This is a genomic window from Pseudomonas sp. JH-2, from assembly GCF_036231725.1.
Classification (GTDB): Bacteria; Pseudomonadota; Gammaproteobacteria; order Pseudomonadales; family Pseudomonadaceae; genus Pseudomonas; species Pseudomonas delhiensis.
The window spans coordinates 53,011-68,597 of sequence record NZ_JAZAQP010000004.1; the positions used below are offsets into that span (position 1 = coordinate 53,011).

A 15,587-nucleotide genomic window follows, 5' to 3' on the forward strand; every position below is an offset into this window, starting at 1 on the left:
CTACGGCCGTGCTTCCCTGGAGTCGTGGGACCCCGGTCGCGATGCCTTGCGCTGCGTTCGTCTCAGAGCTTCTCGTCAGGCTCTTCGCTGGGTCGGGTCTTGTTCACCCCGGGCAGGTGCAGGCCGCTTTCGGCCAGTTGGCCGCCTTCGAGCTGCGGCTGGGTCACCCAGGTGAGGATGTCGTAGTAGCGCCGCACGTTCTGCACGAAGTGCACGGTCTCGCCGCCGCGTGCGTAGCCGTAGCGGGTCTTGCGGAACCACTGCTTCTGCGACAGGCGCGGCAGCATCTTCTTCACGTCCAGCCACTTGTCCGGGTTCAGGCCTTCCTGCTGGGCCAGCTTGCGGGCGTCGTCCAGGTGGGCGCTGCCGATGTTGTAGGAGGCCAGGGCGAACCAGCTGCGGTCCGGCTCCTTGATGCTGTCCGGCAGCTCGTCGCGGATCTGGTCGAAGTACTTGCCGCCGCCCTGGATGCTCTGCTTGGCGTCCAGTCGGTTGGACACGCCCATGGCCTGAGCGGTGCGGTTGGTCAGCATCATCAGGCCGCGCACCCCGGTCTTGGAGGTGGCGTCGGGCTGCCACATGGATTCCTGGTAGCCGATGGCGGCGAGCAGGCGCCAGTCCATCTTCAGCGTCTGGGCGATCTGCTTGAAGTGCGGCTCGTAGCGCGGCAGGCGCTGCTGCAGGTGCTGGGCGAAGGTGTAGGCGCCGACGTAGCCGAGCACGTCGACATGGCCGTAGTAGCGGTCCTTCAGGTGCTGCAGGGTGCCGTCCTGCTTGACCTTGTCGAGGAACTTGTTGACCTCGGCGTACAGGCTGTCGTCCGTCCCGCCGGGCAGGGCCCAGGCCAGGCCGCGGGCGTCGCCGAGGTCGAAGGCGACGCGCACGTTGGGGAAGTAGACCTGGTTCATCGCCAGCTCGTTGGAGTCGATCAGTGTCAGGTCGATGTCGCCGACGTCCACCATGCGCAGCAGGTCGACCATCTCGTCGGCGTCGGATTCCTTGTACTCCAGCTTCGGGTAGCGCTTCTTCAGCTCAGCCAACTGCATGGCGTGGCTGCTGCCCTTGAGCACCACGATGCGCTTGCCGATCAGGTCGTCCGGACGGGTGGGGCGCGGGTCGCCGTTGCGGTAGACCACCTGGGGGGTGACGTCCAGGTAGGAGTGCGAGAAGCGCACCGAGGTCTCCCGCTCGCCGCCGGGGGTGAGGCCGGCGGCGGCCAGGTCGGGGCCGCCGGATTGGCCGAGCTTGCTGTAGAGGTCGTCGAGGTTGTCGGCGGTCTCCATCTGCAGCTTCACCCCCAGGTGATCGGCGAAGCGCTTGGCCAGTTCGTATTCGAAGCCGGTCTCGCCGTTGCGATCCTGGAAGTAGGTGGCCGGGCTGTTGCGGGTTATCACCCGCAGCACTCCGTCCTTCTGCACCCGCTCCAGGGCTGTCGGGGCTTTCGCCTCGCTACAGCCGGAGATCAGCAGAAAGATACAGGTCGCCAGGATCCATACGGCGGAGCGCACGCGTGACGGGTTCAGGGCAAACATCGGCGCAGTATACGCCAAGGTCGCGGAGCCCAATATCTGGACAGCTCGGGGCATCTCTGCTAGCGGCTTCGTTTCAGACGCCGTACCAGACGCCGGTCAGGGGCCCCGGGGCGCGCCTGGAGCGGGCGTGCGGCGAGCTCGCTCGAAAGCGCTCGAAGATGAATGGCGCCGCTCCCCCGCCCAATGGCAGAAAGCCCTCGCCGTCGGCCGAGCTGCAGGTGCCGCCGGGGCACGCTTTACGGTAGAATGCACGGCCTCTGCGGGCCGGCCCTCCCGGCCCTGCGAATTCCCCTGTCTCCAGAGGCTGTTCCGACAATGCTGATCCTGCGCGGCGCTCCCGCCCTTTCCGCCTTCCGCCACGGCAAACTGCTCGACCTGCTCACCCGGCAGGTACCCGCTGTCACCGGGCTGTACGCCGAGTTTGCGCACTTCGCCGAGGTCAGTGGCGTGCTGACCGCCGATGAGGAACAGGTGCTCGGCCGGCTGCTGAAGTACGGCCCGAGCGTGCCGGTGCAGGAGCCCCGGGGCCGGCTGTTCCTGGTGGTGCCGCGCTTCGGCACCATCTCGCCGTGGTCGAGCAAGGCCACCGATATCGCCCATAACTGCGGCCTGGCGAAGCTCGAGCGTATCGAGCGCGGCATCGCCTACTACGTCGCCGGCGAGCTGTCCGAGGCCGACGTCGCGCAAGTCGCCGCGCGCCTGCACGACCGCATGACCCAGCTTGTCCTGAAGGATCTGGAAGAGGCCGCCGGCCTGTTCAGCCATGCCCAGCCCAAGCCGCTGACCGTGGTCGACATCCTCGGCGGTGGCCGCGCCGCGCTGGAGCAGGCCAACGTCCAGCTGGGCCTGGCCCTGGCCGAGGACGAGATCGACTACCTAGTGAAGAGCTTCGTCGAGCTGGGCCGCAACCCGCACGACGTCGAGCTGATGATGTTCGCCCAGGCCAACTCCGAGCACTGCCGCCACAAGATCTTCAACGCCAGTTGGGACATCGACGGCCAGGCCCAGGACAAGAGCCTGTTCGGCATGATCAAGAACACCTTCGAGATGCACCGCGAAGGCGTGCTGTCCGCGTACAAGGACAACGCCGCGGTGATGACCGGCTCGGTCGCCGGGCGCTTCTACCCCGACCCGCAGACCCGCCAGTACGCCGCCAGCGAACAGCCGGTGCATATCCTGATGAAGGTCGAGACGCATAACCACCCGACCGCCATCGCCCCGTTCCCCGGCGCCTCCACCGGCTCCGGCGGCGAAATCCGCGACGAGGGCGCCACCGGCCGCGGCGCCAAGCCCAAGGCCGGCCTGGTCGGCTTCACCGTCTCCAACCTGAACATCCCCGGTTTCGAGCAGCCCTGGGAAGTGCCCTACGGCAAGCCCGAGCGCATCGTCACCGCGCTGGACATCATGATCGAAGGCCCGCTGGGTGGCGCGGCCTTCAACAACGAGTTCGGCCGCCCGAACCTGACCGGCTACTTCCGTACCTTCGAGCAGGCCGTCGCCACTCCGCGTGGCGAGGAAGTGCGCGGCTACCACAAGCCGATCATGATCGCCGGCGGCCTCGGCAACATCCGTGAAGACCACGTGCAGAAGGGCGAGATCAGCGTCGGCGCCAAGCTCATCGTGCTCGGCGGCCCGGCCATGCTCATCGGCCTGGGCGGCGGCGCCGCCTCGTCCATGGCCACCGGCGCCAGCGCCGCCGACCTGGACTTCGCCTCGGTGCAGCGCGAGAACCCGGAAATGGAACGCCGCTGCCAGGAGGTCATCGACCGCTGCTGGCAACTGGGCGAGCAGAACCCGATCAAGTTCATCCACGACGTCGGCGCCGGCGGCATCTCCAATGCCCTGCCGGAGCTGATCAACGACGGCGGCCGCGGCGGCCGCTTCGAACTGCGCGCGGTGCCCAACGACGAGCCGGGCATGAGCCCGCTGGAAATCTGGTGCAACGAGTCCCAGGAGCGCTACGTGCTCTCGGTCGACGCCGCCGACTTCGAGACCTTCAAGGCCATCTGCGAGCGCGAGCGCTGCCCGTTCGCCGTGGTCGGCGAGGCCACCGAGGAAAAACACCTGACCGTCGCCGACAGCCACTTCGGCAACAAGCCGGTGGACATGCCGCTCGACGTGCTGCTCGGCAAGCCGCCGCGCATGCACCGTTCGGTCAGCCGTGAAGCGGAGGTCGGCGACGACTTCGCCGCCGCCGGCCTGGACCTAGCCGAAGCCGCCGAGCGCGTGCTGCGCCACCCGGCCGTGGCCAGCAAGAACTTCCTGATCACCATCGGCGACCGCACCATCACCGGCCTGGTGGCCCGCGACCAGCTGGTCGGCCCCTGGCAGGTACCGGTGGCCGACTGCGCCGTCACCGCCACCAGCTTCGACGTCTACACCGGCGAAGCCATGGCCATGGGCGAGCGCACCCCGCTGGCGCTGCTCGACGCCCCGGCCTCGGGGCGCATGGCGATCGGCGAGACCATCACCAACCTGGCCGCCGCGAGCATCGACAAGATCGCCGACATCAAGCTGTCCGCCAACTGGATGGCCGCCGCCGGCCACCCGGGCGAGGACGCGCGCCTGTACGACACCGTCAAGGCGGTGGGCATGGAACTGTGCCCGGCGCTGGGCATCACCATCCCGGTGGGCAAGGACTCCATGTCCATGAAGACCCGCTGGCAGGATGGCGAGGTGGAGAAGAGCGTGACCGCGCCGATGTCGCTGATCATCTCCGGCTTCGCCCCGGTGACCGACGTGCGCCGCACCCTGACCCCGCAACTGCGCCTGGACAAGGGCGAGACCGACCTGATCCTGATCGACCTCGGCCGCGGCAAGAACCGCCTGGGTGGCTCGATCCTGGCGCAGACCTACGGCAAGCTCGGCCAGCAGGCCCCGGACGTCGACGACGCCGAGGACCTCAAGGCCTTCTTCGCAGTGATCCAGGGCCTGAACGCCGACGGCCACCTGCTGGCCTACCACGACCGTTCCGACGGCGGTCTGCTGGCCGCCGCCGTGGAAATGGCCTTCGCCGGCCACTGCGGCCTGTCGCTGCGCCTCGACGCCCTGGCCGCCAGCCGTGAAGAGCTGGGTGCCGCGCTGTTCAGCGAGGAGCTGGGGGCGATCATCCAGGTGCACGAAGGTGCCACCCCGGAAGTGCTGGCGCAGTTCAGCGCCGCCGGCCTGGACGACTGCGTGGCGGTGATCGGCCAGCCGGTCAACGGCGACGAAGTCGAGCTGAGCTTCAGCGGCGAGATCGTCTACCGCGCCGAGCGCCGCCTGCTGCAGCGTATCTGGAGCGAGACCAGCTACCAGATCCAGCGCCTGCGCGACAACGCCGCCTGCGCCGACCAGGAGTTCGACGGCCTGCTGGAGGAAGACAACCCCGGCCTGTCCGTCAAGCTTTCCTTCGACGTCAACGACGACATCGCCGCGCCCTACATCAAGAAGGGCGTGCGTCCGCAGGTGGCGATCCTCCGCGAGCAGGGCGTCAACGGCCAGGTGGAAATGGCCGCGGCCTTCGACCGCGCCGGCTTCGCCGCGGTGGACGTGCACATGAGCGACATCCTCGCCGGCCGCGTCAGCCTGGAAGACTTCAAGGGTCTGGTGGCCTGCGGCGGTTTCTCCTACGGCGACGTGCTCGGCGCCGGCGAAGGCTGGGCCAAGTCGATCCTGTTCAACGCCCGTGCCCGCGACGGCTTCCAGGCCTTCTTCGAGCGCAAGGACAGCTTCGCCCTGGGCGTGTGCAACGGTTGCCAGATGATGTCCAACCTGCACGAGCTGATCCCCGGCACCGAGTTCTGGCCGCACTTCGTGCGCAACCGCTCCGAGCAGTTCGAGGCGCGCGTGGCCATGGTCCAGGTGCAGGAGTCGCAGTCGATCTTCCTGCAGGGCATGGCTGGTTCGCGCCTGCCGATCGCCATCGCCCACGGCGAGGGCCATGCGGAGTACGAGAGCGAGGAGGCGCTGCTGGAGTCCGACCTGTCCGGCTGCGTGGCGCTGCGCTTCGTCGACAACCACGGCAAGGTCACCGAGACCTACCCGGCCAACCCCAATGGCTCGCCACGCGGCATCACCGGCCTGACCAGCCGCGACGGCCGCGTGACCATCATGATGCCGCACCCGGAGCGGGTGTTCCGCGCCGTGCAGAACTCCTGGCGCCCGGACGAGTGGCAGGAAGACGGCGGCTGGATGCGCATGTTCCGCAATGCCCGCGTCTGGGTGGGCTGAGTTCGAGCCCGGGACGGGAACAGGGGAAGGCTTCGGCCTTCCCCTTTTTCGTTGTGGCGCCGTTTTTCCCGGGTCGATGGCGCGTGGGGCGGGCCATCGCGGACGGAGTCCGCTCCTACGGGGGAGTGGCGTGGGTGGGGATGGCGTAGGGCGCATAACGCCTAAAGCGTTATCCGCCATTTTTCATCGGGCTTCGGTGCATTGGCCGGCGGCGGATAACCGCGAACGGTTATGCGCCCTACGGTCGAGCGCGGGTGTAGGAGCGGACTCCGTCCGCGATAATCACTGCTACGGGAATCCAGGAAGAGGAGGGGGCATTGGCCGAGTCGGAGATCCTTCCCGAAGTCCGCCACGTGGAGGCCGGCCAGGCCCTGCGCCTGTGCCGTTGCGGCCGTTCGCCGACACTGCCGGATTGCCCGGCGGACTGCGCCCGGGCGCTGGCGTGGGTCGCGCCGCGCGAGCAGTTCCTGCTGCTCTGCCGCTGCGGCCGTTCGGCCGACCTGCCTTACTGCGACGGCAGCCACGCGCCCCCCACCGAAGGTTGGGCTGGGCGCTGGCGGCGCTTTATCGGAAAGTGATTTCGACTGAATCTGCACTCCATCACGTTTTACAAATCTTGGGAATTTTCCTCCAGAACGTGAAGGCAATCGCGCTGTCGAAATTTGCCGAGCATGACCGTCGAGTCACTGGAGGCAAAATGCCACTATCTGTGGCAGCATTCGCTCCTCGACTCCCCACCCGGTCCAGTTTTCCGCCACGGAGCGTCCGATGTACAAACTCTGCTTCTATGTTCCCGAGACTCACCTGGAGACGGTGAAGAAAGCGGTGTTCGCCGCAGGTGCAGGACGCATCGGTGCCTATGACAGTTGCTGCTGGCAGGCCCTCGGCCAGGGCCAGTTCCGCCCGCTGCAGGGCAGCAACCCCTTCCTCGGCGCGGCCGGCCTCGTCGAGCAGGTGGCCGAGTGGAAGGTGGAGATGGTGGTGGCCGACGAGCTGATCCACGACTCGGTCAAGGCGCTCAAGGCCGCGCACCCCTACGAGACGCCGGCCTTCGAAGTGTGGCGGCTGTCGGACATGGTGTTCTAGCCGCCGCGGACATGAAAAAGGCGCCCTCGGGCGCCTTTTCGTTTCCCGCTCAGGGGCGGATCTCGATCAGCGTGCCGTCCTTGACCAGGCTCCAGACCTCCTGCATGTCCGGGTTGGTCATGGCGATGCAGCCGTTGGTCCAGTCCAGGGTGGAGAAGTACCACTCCGGGTATTCGTCGCTCTGCGGGGTGCCGTGGATCATGATCATGCCGCCGGGCGACAGGTTCTTCTCGCGGGCGCGCACCACGTCGCGGGCGTTGGGGTAGGAGATGTGCATGGACAGGTTGAACTTGTCGCTGGTCTTGCGCCAGTCGATCCAGTAGAAGCCTTCCGGCGTGCGGTTGTCGCCCTCGGCCAGCTTGGTGCCGCGCGGGCTCTTGCCCAGGGAGATGCGGTAGCTCTTGAGGATCTTGCCGTTGCTCAGCAGGTGCAGCTTGTGCTCGGACTTGAGCACCAGCACCTTGTCGATGCGGCCTTCCAGGGTCGGCGTCGCATTGGCCTGCGAGAAGGCGGCAAAGGTCAGGCACAGAAAGGCAAGCAGCCAGCGCATGGAAAGACGATCCCCCGGATGTTCGATAAAGCGCCGCGATGCACGGCCCTGCAAAGTGTTCAGGTCTTCTTATGGTGGCCCAGCATGGGTGCTATGGCCTCGTTGCGCACCGGGAAGTCCTGCCTCTGCCGGTCGCTGAAGTAGCATTCTAAGGTACGGCCCACGGTGGGGAAAGCCAGCTCCGACCAGGGAATCGCCGATTCTTCGAACAGGCCCACCTCCAGGCTTTCCTCGCCGGCGGCGAAGTCCAGGTCGGCCAGCTCGGCGCGGAAGAACATGTACACCTGGCTGATGTGCGGCAGGTCGAACAGGGTATAGAGCTGCAACTGGCGGACGCGGGCGCAGGCTTCCTCCAGCGTCTCGCGGGCGGCGGCCTGCTCGAGGGTCTCGCCGTTCTCCATGAAGCCCGCCGGCAGCGTCCAGAAGCCCTGGCGCGGGGCGATGGCGCGGCGGCACAGGAGAATGCGCCCCTCCCACACCGGCAGGCAGCCGGCGACGATGCGCGGGTTCTGGTAATGCACCGTCTGGCACTGGTCGCAGACATAGCGTGGCCGGTTGTCGCCGCTGGGGATGCGCAGGCTCACGCTGGCGCCGCACTGGCTGCAGAATTTCATGCACTTTCCCTGGGAATCGATCTTGCCATCTTGCTCGCCGGAAGGCCCGCGCAGCAAGGGGGTGGGGCTTGGGGCGAGGCCGTCTTTCGTGCCATGATTCCATAATTGAGCGAATGCCTTACACGCAGGATGTCCGCATGCTGGACGAGCTGCGCCGGCGTATCACGGCGCACACCCCACAGGACCTGAACAGCGAACACGGCTTCCCCGAAGCCGCGGTGCTGTTGCCCATCACCCGGAGCGAGGAGCTGGTGCTGACCCTGCGCGCCACCGGCTTGTCCACCCACAGTGGCGAGGTGGCCTTCCCCGGCGGGCGGCGCGACCCCGAGGACGTCGACCTGATCCACACCGCCCTGCGCGAGGCCGAGGAGGAGATCGCCCTGCCGCCGAGCCTGGTGGACGTGGTCGGGCCGCTGAGCACCCTGGTCTCGCGCCACGGCATCAAGGTGACGCCGTTCGTCGGTTTCGTACCCGACTTCGTCGAGTACACCCCCAACGACGGCGAGATCGCCGCGGTGTTCAAGGTGCCGCTGGAGTTCTTCCGCGGCGACCCGCGCGAGATGACCCACCGCATCGACTACTTCGGGCGCAGCTGGTACGTGCCCAGCTACCGCTTCGGCGAGTACAAGATCTGGGGCCTGTCGGCGATCATGGTCGTCGAGCTGGTCAACCTGCTGTTCGATGACCACATCGACCTGCACCAAGCGCCGCCGCAATTCATCAAGCTCAGCTGAGCGGCGCGGTACGACAACAAGATGCCTGAGGAGCCACCGATGAAATACCGCCTGGGCGATGCCCGAGTCGAAACCCACCCCGCCAGCTGGATAGCGCCGAACGCCGCGGTGATCGGCAAGGTGCGCCTGGACGCCGGCGCCAGCGTCTGGTTCAACGCCGTGCTGCGGGGCGACAACGAGCTGATCCACATCGGCGAGAACAGCAACGTCCAGGACGGCACCGTGATGCACACCGACATGGGCTTCCCGCTCACCCTCGGCAAGGGCGTGACCATCGGCCACAACGTCATGCTGCATGGCTGCACGGTGGACGACTACAGCCTGATCGGCATCAACGCGGTGGTGCTCAACGGCGCGAAGATCGGCAAGTACTGCATCATCGGCGCCAATTCGCTGATCCCCGAGGGCAAGGTGATTCCCGATGGCTCGCTGGTCATGGGCTCGCCCGGCAAGGTGGTGCGCGAGCTGACCGAGCCGCAGAAGAAGATGCTCGAGGCCAGCGCCGCCCACTACGTGCACAACGCCCAGCGCTATGCCCGCGACCTGGCCGAGCAGGAAGAATGAGCCAGGAACGCCCGGTGGCCTCGCCCTGCGTCTACGTCTGCACCCTGGACGAGCAGGACCTGTGCATCGGCTGCCAGCGCACGGCGGACGAGATCACCCGCTGGGGCCGCATGGACAACGACGAGCGCCGCGAGGTGCTGCGCCAGTGCCACGAGCGCGCCCGCGAACAGGGCGTGCTGCTCTAGCGCGCCGAAGAACATCCCCTTCCCGAGGTTGCACGCAATGCCCCGTATTGGAACCCCCCTGTCGCCCACCGCGACCCGCGTACTGCTCTGTGGCTCCGGCGAGCTGGGCAAGGAAGTGGTGATCGAGCTGCAACGCCTGGGCTGCGAAGTGATCACCTGCGACCGCTACGCCGATGCCCCGGCCATGCAGGTGGCGCACCGCAGCCACGTGCTGAGCATGCTCGACGGCGCCGCCCTGCGCGCGGTGATCGAGCAGGAGAAGCCGCACTACATAGTCCCGGAAATCGAGGCCATCGCCACCGCCACCCTGGTCGAGCTGGAGGCCGAAGGCTACACCGTGGTGCCCAGCGCCCGCGCCGCGCAGCTGACCATGAACCGCGAGGGCATCCGCCGCCTTGCCGCCGAGGAACTGGGCCTGCCCACCTCGCCGTACCACTTCGCCGACAGCTACGAGGACTACGCCGCCGGTGTCGCCGCCGTGGGCTACCCCTGCGTGGTCAAGCCGATCATGAGTTCCTCGGGCAAGGGCCAGAGCGTGCTCAAGTCCGACGCCGACCTCAAGGCCGCCTGGGACTACGCCCAGGAAGGCGGCCGCGCCGGCAAGGGCCGGGTGATAGTCGAGGGCTTCATCGACTTCGACTACGAAATCACCCTGCTCACCGTGCGCCACGTCGGCGGCACCACCTTCTGCGCGCCCATCGGCCACCGCCAGGTGAAGGGCGACTACCACGAATCCTGGCAGCCCCAGGCCATGAGCCCGAAGGCCCTGGCCGAGTCGGAGCGGGTGGCCAAGGCGGTCACCGAGGCCCTGGGCGGCCGCGGCCTGTTCGGCGTGGAGCTGTTCGTCAAGGGCGACCAGGTGTGGTTCAGCGAAGTCTCGCCGCGCCCCCACGACACCGGCCTGGTCACCCTGATCTCCCAGGACCTCTCCGAGTTCGCCCTGCACGCGCGGGCCATCCTCGGCCTGCCGATCCCGGCGATCCGCCAGTTCGGGCCCTCGGCCTCGGCGGTGATCCTGGTGGAAGGCGAGTCGCGGCAGGTCAGCTTCGGCAACCTGGGCGCCGCGCTGACCGAGCCGGACAGCGCCCTGCGCCTGTTCGGCAAGCCGGAAGTCTCCGGCCAGCGGCGCATGGGCGTGGCCCTGGCGCGCGCCGAGTCCGTCGAGGAAGCGCGGGCCAAGGCCACCCGTTCGGCCGAGGCGGTGGTCATCGAGCTGTGAACCGCCTGGCGGGGCTGGCCTGGTGGGCGGCGGCGCTGCCGCTGATGCCGCTGGCCCTGCCATTGGCCGTGCGCACCCGGCGCACGGCCCTGCGCCTGGCGCCGGCGGCCGGTTCCCGCGAGGGACTGGCCGGCGCCGAACTTCCCGGCGAACCGTTGCGGCTGCTGTTGCTCGGCGAGTCGACCGTCGCCGGCGTCGGCGCCTCCTGCCTCGACTTCGCCCTGGCCGGCCGCCTGGCTATTGCCCTGGCGGCGCGCCTGCAGCGGCCGGTGGCCTGGCGGGCGCTGGGGGAGAACGGCATCACCGCGAGCGAAGCCTGCGAGCGCCTGCTGCCGCTGGCCGACGGGCGCTACGACCTGGTGGCGCTGGTCTTCGGCGTCAACGACACCACCCATTTCAGTTCCAGCGAGCGCTGGCAGGCATCCATCGCCCGCCTGGTCGGGCATTTCCAGGCCGGTGGCGCGCGGGTGGTGTGCACCGCCGTGCCGCCGCTGCGGCATTTTTCCGCATTACCCTGGCTGCTGCGGCAGTTGTTGGGCTGGCGCGCGGCCCTGCTGGATTGCCAGCTACAGGCGTTGGCCCAGGCGCAAGGCGCCGGCTACTGCGCGGTGGGGTTGGAGATGCAGCCGCAGTACCTGGCCATCGATGGCTATCACCCGTCGGCGCTGGGCTACCAGGTGTGGGGCGAGCATCTGGCGGACTGGCTGGTGGCCGCGGACCGCGCCTGATGCCGGATCGCGGATGGAATCCGCTCCTACGCTGCCCCACCCACGCCATTCACCTGCGCGCGATTTCGCGGGCAGGGCCCGCTCCTACAGGTCCCCGGGAGACACGGTATTCCTTCCCCGTAGGAGCGGACCTTGTCCGCGATAGCCGGGGGTTCCGGCGCGATTCGCGGATGAGATCCGCTCCTACGATGGTATTTCCGCTGCTCTTGTAGGAGCGGGCCCTGCCCGCGATTCGCGCGCAGGGCGCGCTCCTACAGGGATCGCCGCCGATCAGAGTTCCTGCTCCCGCGTCTCGTGCAGGCACAGCACCGCGATCAGGCTCAGCGCCGCCGCCACCGATACGTAGCCGCCGACCCAGCTCAGCCCGCCCATGCCCACCAGCTTCTGGGCGATGTAGGGCGCCACCGAGGCGCCGAGGATGCCGCCCAGGTTGTAGGCCGCCGAGGCGCCGGTGTAGCGCACGCGGGTGGGGAAGAGTTCCGGCAGCAGGGCGCCCATGGGGGCGAAGGTCACGCCCATGAGGAACAGCTCCAGGGCCAGGAAGGCCGCCACTTCCACCGACGAGCCCTGGCTCAGCAGCGGTTGCATGGTGAAGCCGGAGAGGATCGCCGCGACGCAGCCGACGATCAGCACCGGGCGGCGCCCGAAGCGGTCGCTCAGCCAGGCGGAGATGGGCGTGGCCGCGGCCATGAACAGCACGGCGAAGCACAGCAGGCCGAGGAACTGCTCGCGGCTGTAGCCCAGGCTGGTCACCCCGTAGCTCAGCGAGAACACGGTGGAGATATAGAAGAGGGCGTAGCACACCACCATGGCCAGGGCGCCCAGCAGCACCGGGCGCCAGTGGTGGGCGAACAGCTCGGCGATCGGCAGGCTGGAGCGTTCCTGGCGCGCCATGGCCTTGGCGAACACCGGGGTTTCCGCCAGCTTCAGGCGCACGTAGAGGCCGACCAGCACCAGCAGCGCGCTGAGGATGAAGGGAATGCGCCAGCCCCAGGCGCGGAACTGCTCCTCGCTGAGGGTCATGGCCAGGCCGAGGAACAGGCCGTTGGCGGCGAGGAAGCCGATCGACGGGCCCATCTGCGGGAACATGCCGAACCAGGCGCGGCGGTGCCTGGGCGCGTTCTCCGTGGCCAGCAGCGCGGCGCCGCCCCATTCCCCGCCCAGCCCCAGGCCCTGGCCGAAGCGCAGCAGGCAGAGCAGCGCCGGGGCCCAGGCGCCGATGCTGTCGTAGCCCGGCAGCAGGCCGATCAGGGTGGTGGAAAGGCCCATCAGCAGCAGCGAGGCGACCAGCGTCGACTTGCGCCCGATGCGGTCGCCGAAGTGGCCGAACAGCGCCGAGCCCAGCGGCCGGGCGAGGAAGGCGATGCCGAAGGTGATGAAGGCGCTGAGCATCTGCGCCGTGCCCGAGGTCTGCGGGAAGAACACCGGGCCGATCACCAGAGCGGCGGCGGTGGCGTAGACGTAGAAGTCGTAGAACTCGATGGCGGTGCCGATGAAGCTGGCGACCGCGACCCGCGCGGTGGAGTTGGCGGGTTGCTGTTCGGCGGCAGCGGCAAGGCTGGCGGTGGTCATGGGGGATATCCCTGTCAGTCATGGCCGGCACGGCTCTGCGGGCGTGTCCGGCGGCGATGGATGCGTCGCCCGTGCGCGAGGCGGGAAGCGCCACCCGGGTAGGGGCAGGCGCGGGAACCTCGCGGCGGGTCGGGACGAGGCCGGGCGCTTCGCCGGGCGCAGGCGCGGGGCCGGGCTCGGACTGGCGGGCGGTCGACTGGCGCCGGGCGTTGCGCGGGTAGCGCAGGCCCTGGCGCGGGATGCTGGGTAAGCAGGGGGCGATTATAGGGCGCGGGCCGGCCGCTCAGGCAAGCCCGTCGGCGCTGCCCGGCGCCGCTGCGGCGGCGCGCCCGGTGAGCCAGACGCGCACGCTCTTCACGCGGTTCTCGCCGGACTGCAGGATTTCCAGGCGGTAGGGGCCGATGCGCAGGCACACCGGGCAGTCGGGGATTTGCTCCAGTGCTTCGGTGACCAGGCCGTTGAGAGTCTTCGGGCCTTCGCTGGGCAGCTGCCAGCCGAGGGCGCGGTTGAGCTCGCGGATGTTCGCCGAGCCGTCGATCACGTAGGTGCCGTCGGCCTGGGGGTGGATGTCCGGGTTGCGCAGGGCGTCGGCGTTGCTGAACTCGCCGACGATCTCCTCGAGGATGTCTTCCAGGGTGATGATGCCGATCACCTCGCCGTACTCGTCGACGACGATGCCGATGCGCCGCTTCTGCTTCTGGAAGTTGATCAGCTGGGTGGCCAGCGGCGTGCTCTCGGGGATGAAGTAGGGTTCCAGGCAGGCCGCGCGCAGGCTGTCCTTGGTCAGTTGGTTGTGCGTCAGCAGGCGGGCGATCTGGCGCATGTGGACGATGCCCTCGACCTGGTTGATGTCGTTGCGGAACACCGGCAGGCGCGTGTGGGTGGTGTTGCGCAGCTGGCCGATGATGCTCTCCACGTCGTCGTCCAGGTCGATGCCCTGCACCTCGTTGCGCGGCACCATGAGGTCGTTCACGGTGATCTTTTCCAGGTCGAGGATGCTCAGCAGCATGTCCTGGCGGTTGGCGCTGAGCTTCTCGCTGGATTCGCTGACCACGCTGCGCAGCTCGTCGTTGTTCAGCGGCCGGCTGCGGCGCTGCGCCGGGTCCAGGCCGCACAGCCGCAGGATGCCGTTGCTCACCCCATTCATCAGCCACAGCAGCGGGCTGAACAGGCGCTGCAGCCACAGCAGCGGCAGGCTGGCGGGGAAGGCCACGCGCTCCGGGCGCAGGGTGGCGTAGGTCTTGGGGGTGATCTCGCCGAAGATCAGCAGCACCAGGGTCAGCGCCAGGGCGGTGGGCGCCACCGCGAAGTCGCCCCACAGGCGCAGGGCCAGCACGGTGGCCAGGGACGAGGCGATGACGTTGACCAGGTTGTTGCCGATGAGGATGGTGCCCAGCAGGCGGTCGGTGCGCAGCAGCAGCCAGCTGGTGCGCCGCGCCGCGCGGTTGCCCTGCTTGGCCTGGTGGCGCAGGCGGTAGCGGTCGAGGCTGAGCACCCCGGTCTCGACGCTGGAGAAGAATGCCGAGCACAGCAGCAGGACGACCAGCAGGCCGATCAGGTAGCCGGGATGGATGTCGCCCATGCGTCGGGTTCCCTCAGCGTTCCGGGGCGCCCAGGCGCCGCCGGGCTCAGATGTGCAGGATGAATTCCTTGACCAGCTTGCTGCCGAAGTAGGCCAGCATCAACAGGCAGAAGCCGGCCAGGGTCCAGCGGATCGCCTTGTGCCCGCGCCAGCCGAGCTGGTGGCGGCCCCACAGCAGCACGGCGAAGACCACCCAGGCGAAGCAGGAGAGGATGGTCTTGTGCGCCAGGTGCTGGGTGAACAGGTTGTCGAGGAACAGCCAGCCGGAGACCAGCGACAGCGAGAGCAGCACCCAGCCGCCCCAGAGGAAGCCGAACAGCAGGCTTTCCATGGTCTGCAGCGGCGGGAAGTTGCGGATCAGCCCGGCCGGGTGCTTGTGCTTGAGGCGGTGGTCCTGCACCAGCAGCAGCAGGGCCTGGAACACCGCGATGGTGAGCAGGCCGTAGGCCAGCACCGAGAGCAGGATGTGCGCGAGGATGCCCGGCTGCTCGTTGATCGGCTCCAGGGTGCCGTGGGGCACCAGCACCGACAGCGCGGCGGTCAGCATGCCCAGGGGGAAGAGGAACAGCAGCAGGTTCTCCACCGGGATGCGCAGGCAGGCCAGCAGGGTCAGGGCGATCACCGCCGCGGCGATCAGGTTGGCGGCGTTGAAGAAGTCCAGCACCAGCCCGGCGTCGGTCAGCAGTTGCGGCGCCAGGCCCAGGCACTGGGCGATCAGCGCGGCCAGGCCGAGCGCCAGCAGCAGGGGTTTGTTCGGCGCGGCGCGGCGCGCCAGGCAGACACCGTGGTAGGCCGTGGCGCCCAGGTAGAGGAGGGCGGCGAGCAGGCTGGGCAGCAGAGGGTGCATAGCTTCTTGGGCGAATCCTTCGAAAGGTGCCGAGTTTGGCACAGAACGGCCGTGCCTAGAAAGCAGCCGGGAACGCTTCGCTTTCTCGCTGCAGCGGGATCATCGGCGGTGTCTGTGGCCTTCGCAGTTGGTTATAATCCCGCGCTTGCTGCCACGCCCACC

Annotated in this window: 14 protein-coding genes; 8 read left to right on the forward strand and 6 right to left on the reverse strand. The window is 68.3% G+C overall.

What is annotated here, in order from left to right:
• Positions 1-62: 62 nt before the first annotated feature.
• The gene (gene mltF / locus VV867_RS04165) at positions 63-1,532 is read right to left on the reverse strand and encodes a membrane-bound lytic murein transglycosylase MltF (RefSeq protein WP_275628857.1); all 1,470 of its coding nucleotides are present in this window, start codon (positions 1,530-1,532) and stop codon (positions 63-65) included.
• A gap of 315 nt (positions 1,533-1,847) precedes the next feature.
• Here mltF and purL point away from each other — a divergent pair, with 315 nt between their 5' ends.
• The 3 genes from purL to VV867_RS04180 all read left to right on the forward strand — a co-directional run bounded on the left by purL (position 1,848) and on the right by VV867_RS04180 (position 6,830).
• Positions 1,848-5,744: a phosphoribosylformylglycinamidine synthase gene (purL, locus tag VV867_RS04170; RefSeq protein WP_275628858.1), complete on the forward strand. Its 3,897-nt coding sequence runs from the start codon at positions 1,848-1,850 to the stop codon at positions 5,742-5,744.
• Between the two features lie 317 nt (positions 5,745-6,061).
• Positions 6,062-6,322, forward strand: a complete 261-nt coding sequence (locus tag VV867_RS04175) for a CDGSH iron-sulfur domain-containing protein (RefSeq protein ID WP_256595871.1) — start codon at positions 6,062-6,064, stop codon at positions 6,320-6,322.
• Between the two features lie 190 nt (positions 6,323-6,512).
• The gene (locus VV867_RS04180) at positions 6,513-6,830 is read left to right on the forward strand and encodes a Nif3-like dinuclear metal center hexameric protein (protein ID WP_109934465.1); all 318 of its coding nucleotides are present in this window, start codon (positions 6,513-6,515) and stop codon (positions 6,828-6,830) included.
• Between the two features lie 49 nt (positions 6,831-6,879).
• On the opposite strand, the gene VV867_RS04185 is transcribed toward VV867_RS04180, so the two are convergent.
• Together VV867_RS04185 and VV867_RS04190 are read right to left on the reverse strand one after the other, a co-directional pair.
• Complete coding sequence (locus tag VV867_RS04185) at positions 6,880-7,380, reverse strand: L,D-transpeptidase family protein (RefSeq protein WP_275628859.1); 501 nt, start codon at positions 7,378-7,380, stop codon at positions 6,880-6,882.
• 59 nt (positions 7,381-7,439) lie between these two features.
• Positions 7,440-7,994: an NUDIX hydrolase gene (locus VV867_RS04190; protein WP_109934463.1), complete on the reverse strand. Its 555-nt coding sequence runs from the start codon at positions 7,992-7,994 to the stop codon at positions 7,440-7,442.
• 137 nt (positions 7,995-8,131) lie between these two features.
• Between VV867_RS04190 and VV867_RS04195 the strand changes: the two genes are divergently transcribed.
• From VV867_RS04195 to VV867_RS04215, 5 genes are read left to right on the forward strand one after another with little or no spacing between them, the layout of a single operon-like run.
• A complete protein-coding gene (locus VV867_RS04195) occupies positions 8,132-8,728 on the forward strand; it encodes a CoA pyrophosphatase (protein ID WP_109934462.1) in 597 nt (198 codons plus the stop codon).
• Between the two features lie 39 nt (positions 8,729-8,767).
• Positions 8,768-9,292 (forward strand): gamma carbonic anhydrase family protein, encoded by a 525-nt coding sequence (locus VV867_RS04200; RefSeq protein WP_275628860.1) that lies wholly within the window; start codon positions 8,768-8,770, stop codon positions 9,290-9,292.
• Entirely contained in the window at positions 9,289-9,477 is a 189-nt protein-coding gene (locus tag VV867_RS04205) for a DUF1289 domain-containing protein (protein ID WP_089391428.1), read from the forward strand. Before VV867_RS04200 ends, VV867_RS04205 begins: the two co-directional genes overlap by 4 nt.
• A 37-nt stretch (positions 9,478-9,514) precedes the next feature.
• Positions 9,515-10,696, forward strand: coding sequence for a formate-dependent phosphoribosylglycinamide formyltransferase (gene purT / locus VV867_RS04210; protein ID WP_328565693.1), 1,182 nt, complete (start codon positions 9,515-9,517; stop codon positions 10,694-10,696).
• Entirely contained in the window at positions 10,693-11,424 is a 732-nt protein-coding gene (locus VV867_RS04215) for an SGNH/GDSL hydrolase family protein (RefSeq protein ID WP_328565694.1), read from the forward strand. Before purT ends, VV867_RS04215 begins: the two co-directional genes overlap by 4 nt.
• A 270-nt stretch (positions 11,425-11,694) precedes the next feature.
• Here VV867_RS04215 and VV867_RS04220 read toward each other — a convergent pair whose 3' ends face one another.
• From VV867_RS04220 to VV867_RS04230, 3 genes are all read right to left on the reverse strand, one after another.
• A complete protein-coding gene (locus VV867_RS04220; RefSeq protein WP_109933136.1) occupies positions 11,695-12,996 on the reverse strand; it encodes an MFS transporter in 1,302 nt (433 codons plus the stop codon).
• A gap of 283 nt (positions 12,997-13,279) precedes the next feature.
• Entirely contained in the window at positions 13,280-14,578 is a 1,299-nt protein-coding gene (locus VV867_RS04225; protein ID WP_328565695.1) for an HlyC/CorC family transporter, read from the reverse strand.
• Positions 14,579-14,624: 46 nt separating this feature from the next.
• Positions 14,625-15,425: a cytochrome C assembly family protein gene (locus VV867_RS04230; RefSeq protein WP_089391433.1), complete on the reverse strand. Its 801-nt coding sequence runs from the start codon at positions 15,423-15,425 to the stop codon at positions 14,625-14,627.
• Positions 15,426-15,587: the final 162 nt, after the last annotated feature.

Bases quoted from the DNA above. Each gene is read 5' to 3' on its own strand.
- mltF (WP_275628857.1), bottom strand. From the start codon at position 1,532: ATGTTTGCCCTGAACCCGTCACGCGTGCGCTCCGCCGTATGGATCCTG.
- purL (WP_275628858.1), top strand. From the start codon at position 1,848: ATGCTGATCCTGCGCGGCGCTCCCGCCCTTTCCGCCTTCCGCCACGGC.
- VV867_RS04180 (WP_109934465.1), top strand. From the start codon at position 6,513: ATGTACAAACTCTGCTTCTATGTTCCCGAGACTCACCTGGAGACGGTG.
- VV867_RS04185 (WP_275628859.1), bottom strand. From the start codon at position 7,380: ATGCGCTGGCTGCTTGCCTTTCTGTGCCTGACCTTTGCCGCCTTCTCG.
- VV867_RS04190 (WP_109934463.1), bottom strand. From the start codon at position 7,994: ATGAAATTCTGCAGCCAGTGCGGCGCCAGCGTGAGCCTGCGCATCCCC.
- VV867_RS04195 (WP_109934462.1), top strand. From the start codon at position 8,132: ATGCTGGACGAGCTGCGCCGGCGTATCACGGCGCACACCCCACAGGAC.
- VV867_RS04200 (WP_275628860.1), top strand. From the start codon at position 8,768: ATGAAATACCGCCTGGGCGATGCCCGAGTCGAAACCCACCCCGCCAGC.
- VV867_RS04205 (WP_089391428.1), top strand. From the start codon at position 9,289: ATGAGCCAGGAACGCCCGGTGGCCTCGCCCTGCGTCTACGTCTGCACC.
- purT (WP_328565693.1), top strand. From the start codon at position 9,515: ATGCCCCGTATTGGAACCCCCCTGTCGCCCACCGCGACCCGCGTACTG.
- VV867_RS04220 (WP_109933136.1), bottom strand. From the start codon at position 12,996: ATGACCACCGCCAGCCTTGCCGCTGCCGCCGAACAGCAACCCGCCAAC.
- VV867_RS04225 (WP_328565695.1), bottom strand. From the start codon at position 14,578: ATGGGCGACATCCATCCCGGCTACCTGATCGGCCTGCTGGTCGTCCTG.
- VV867_RS04230 (WP_089391433.1), bottom strand. From the start codon at position 15,425: ATGCACCCTCTGCTGCCCAGCCTGCTCGCCGCCCTCCTCTACCTGGGC.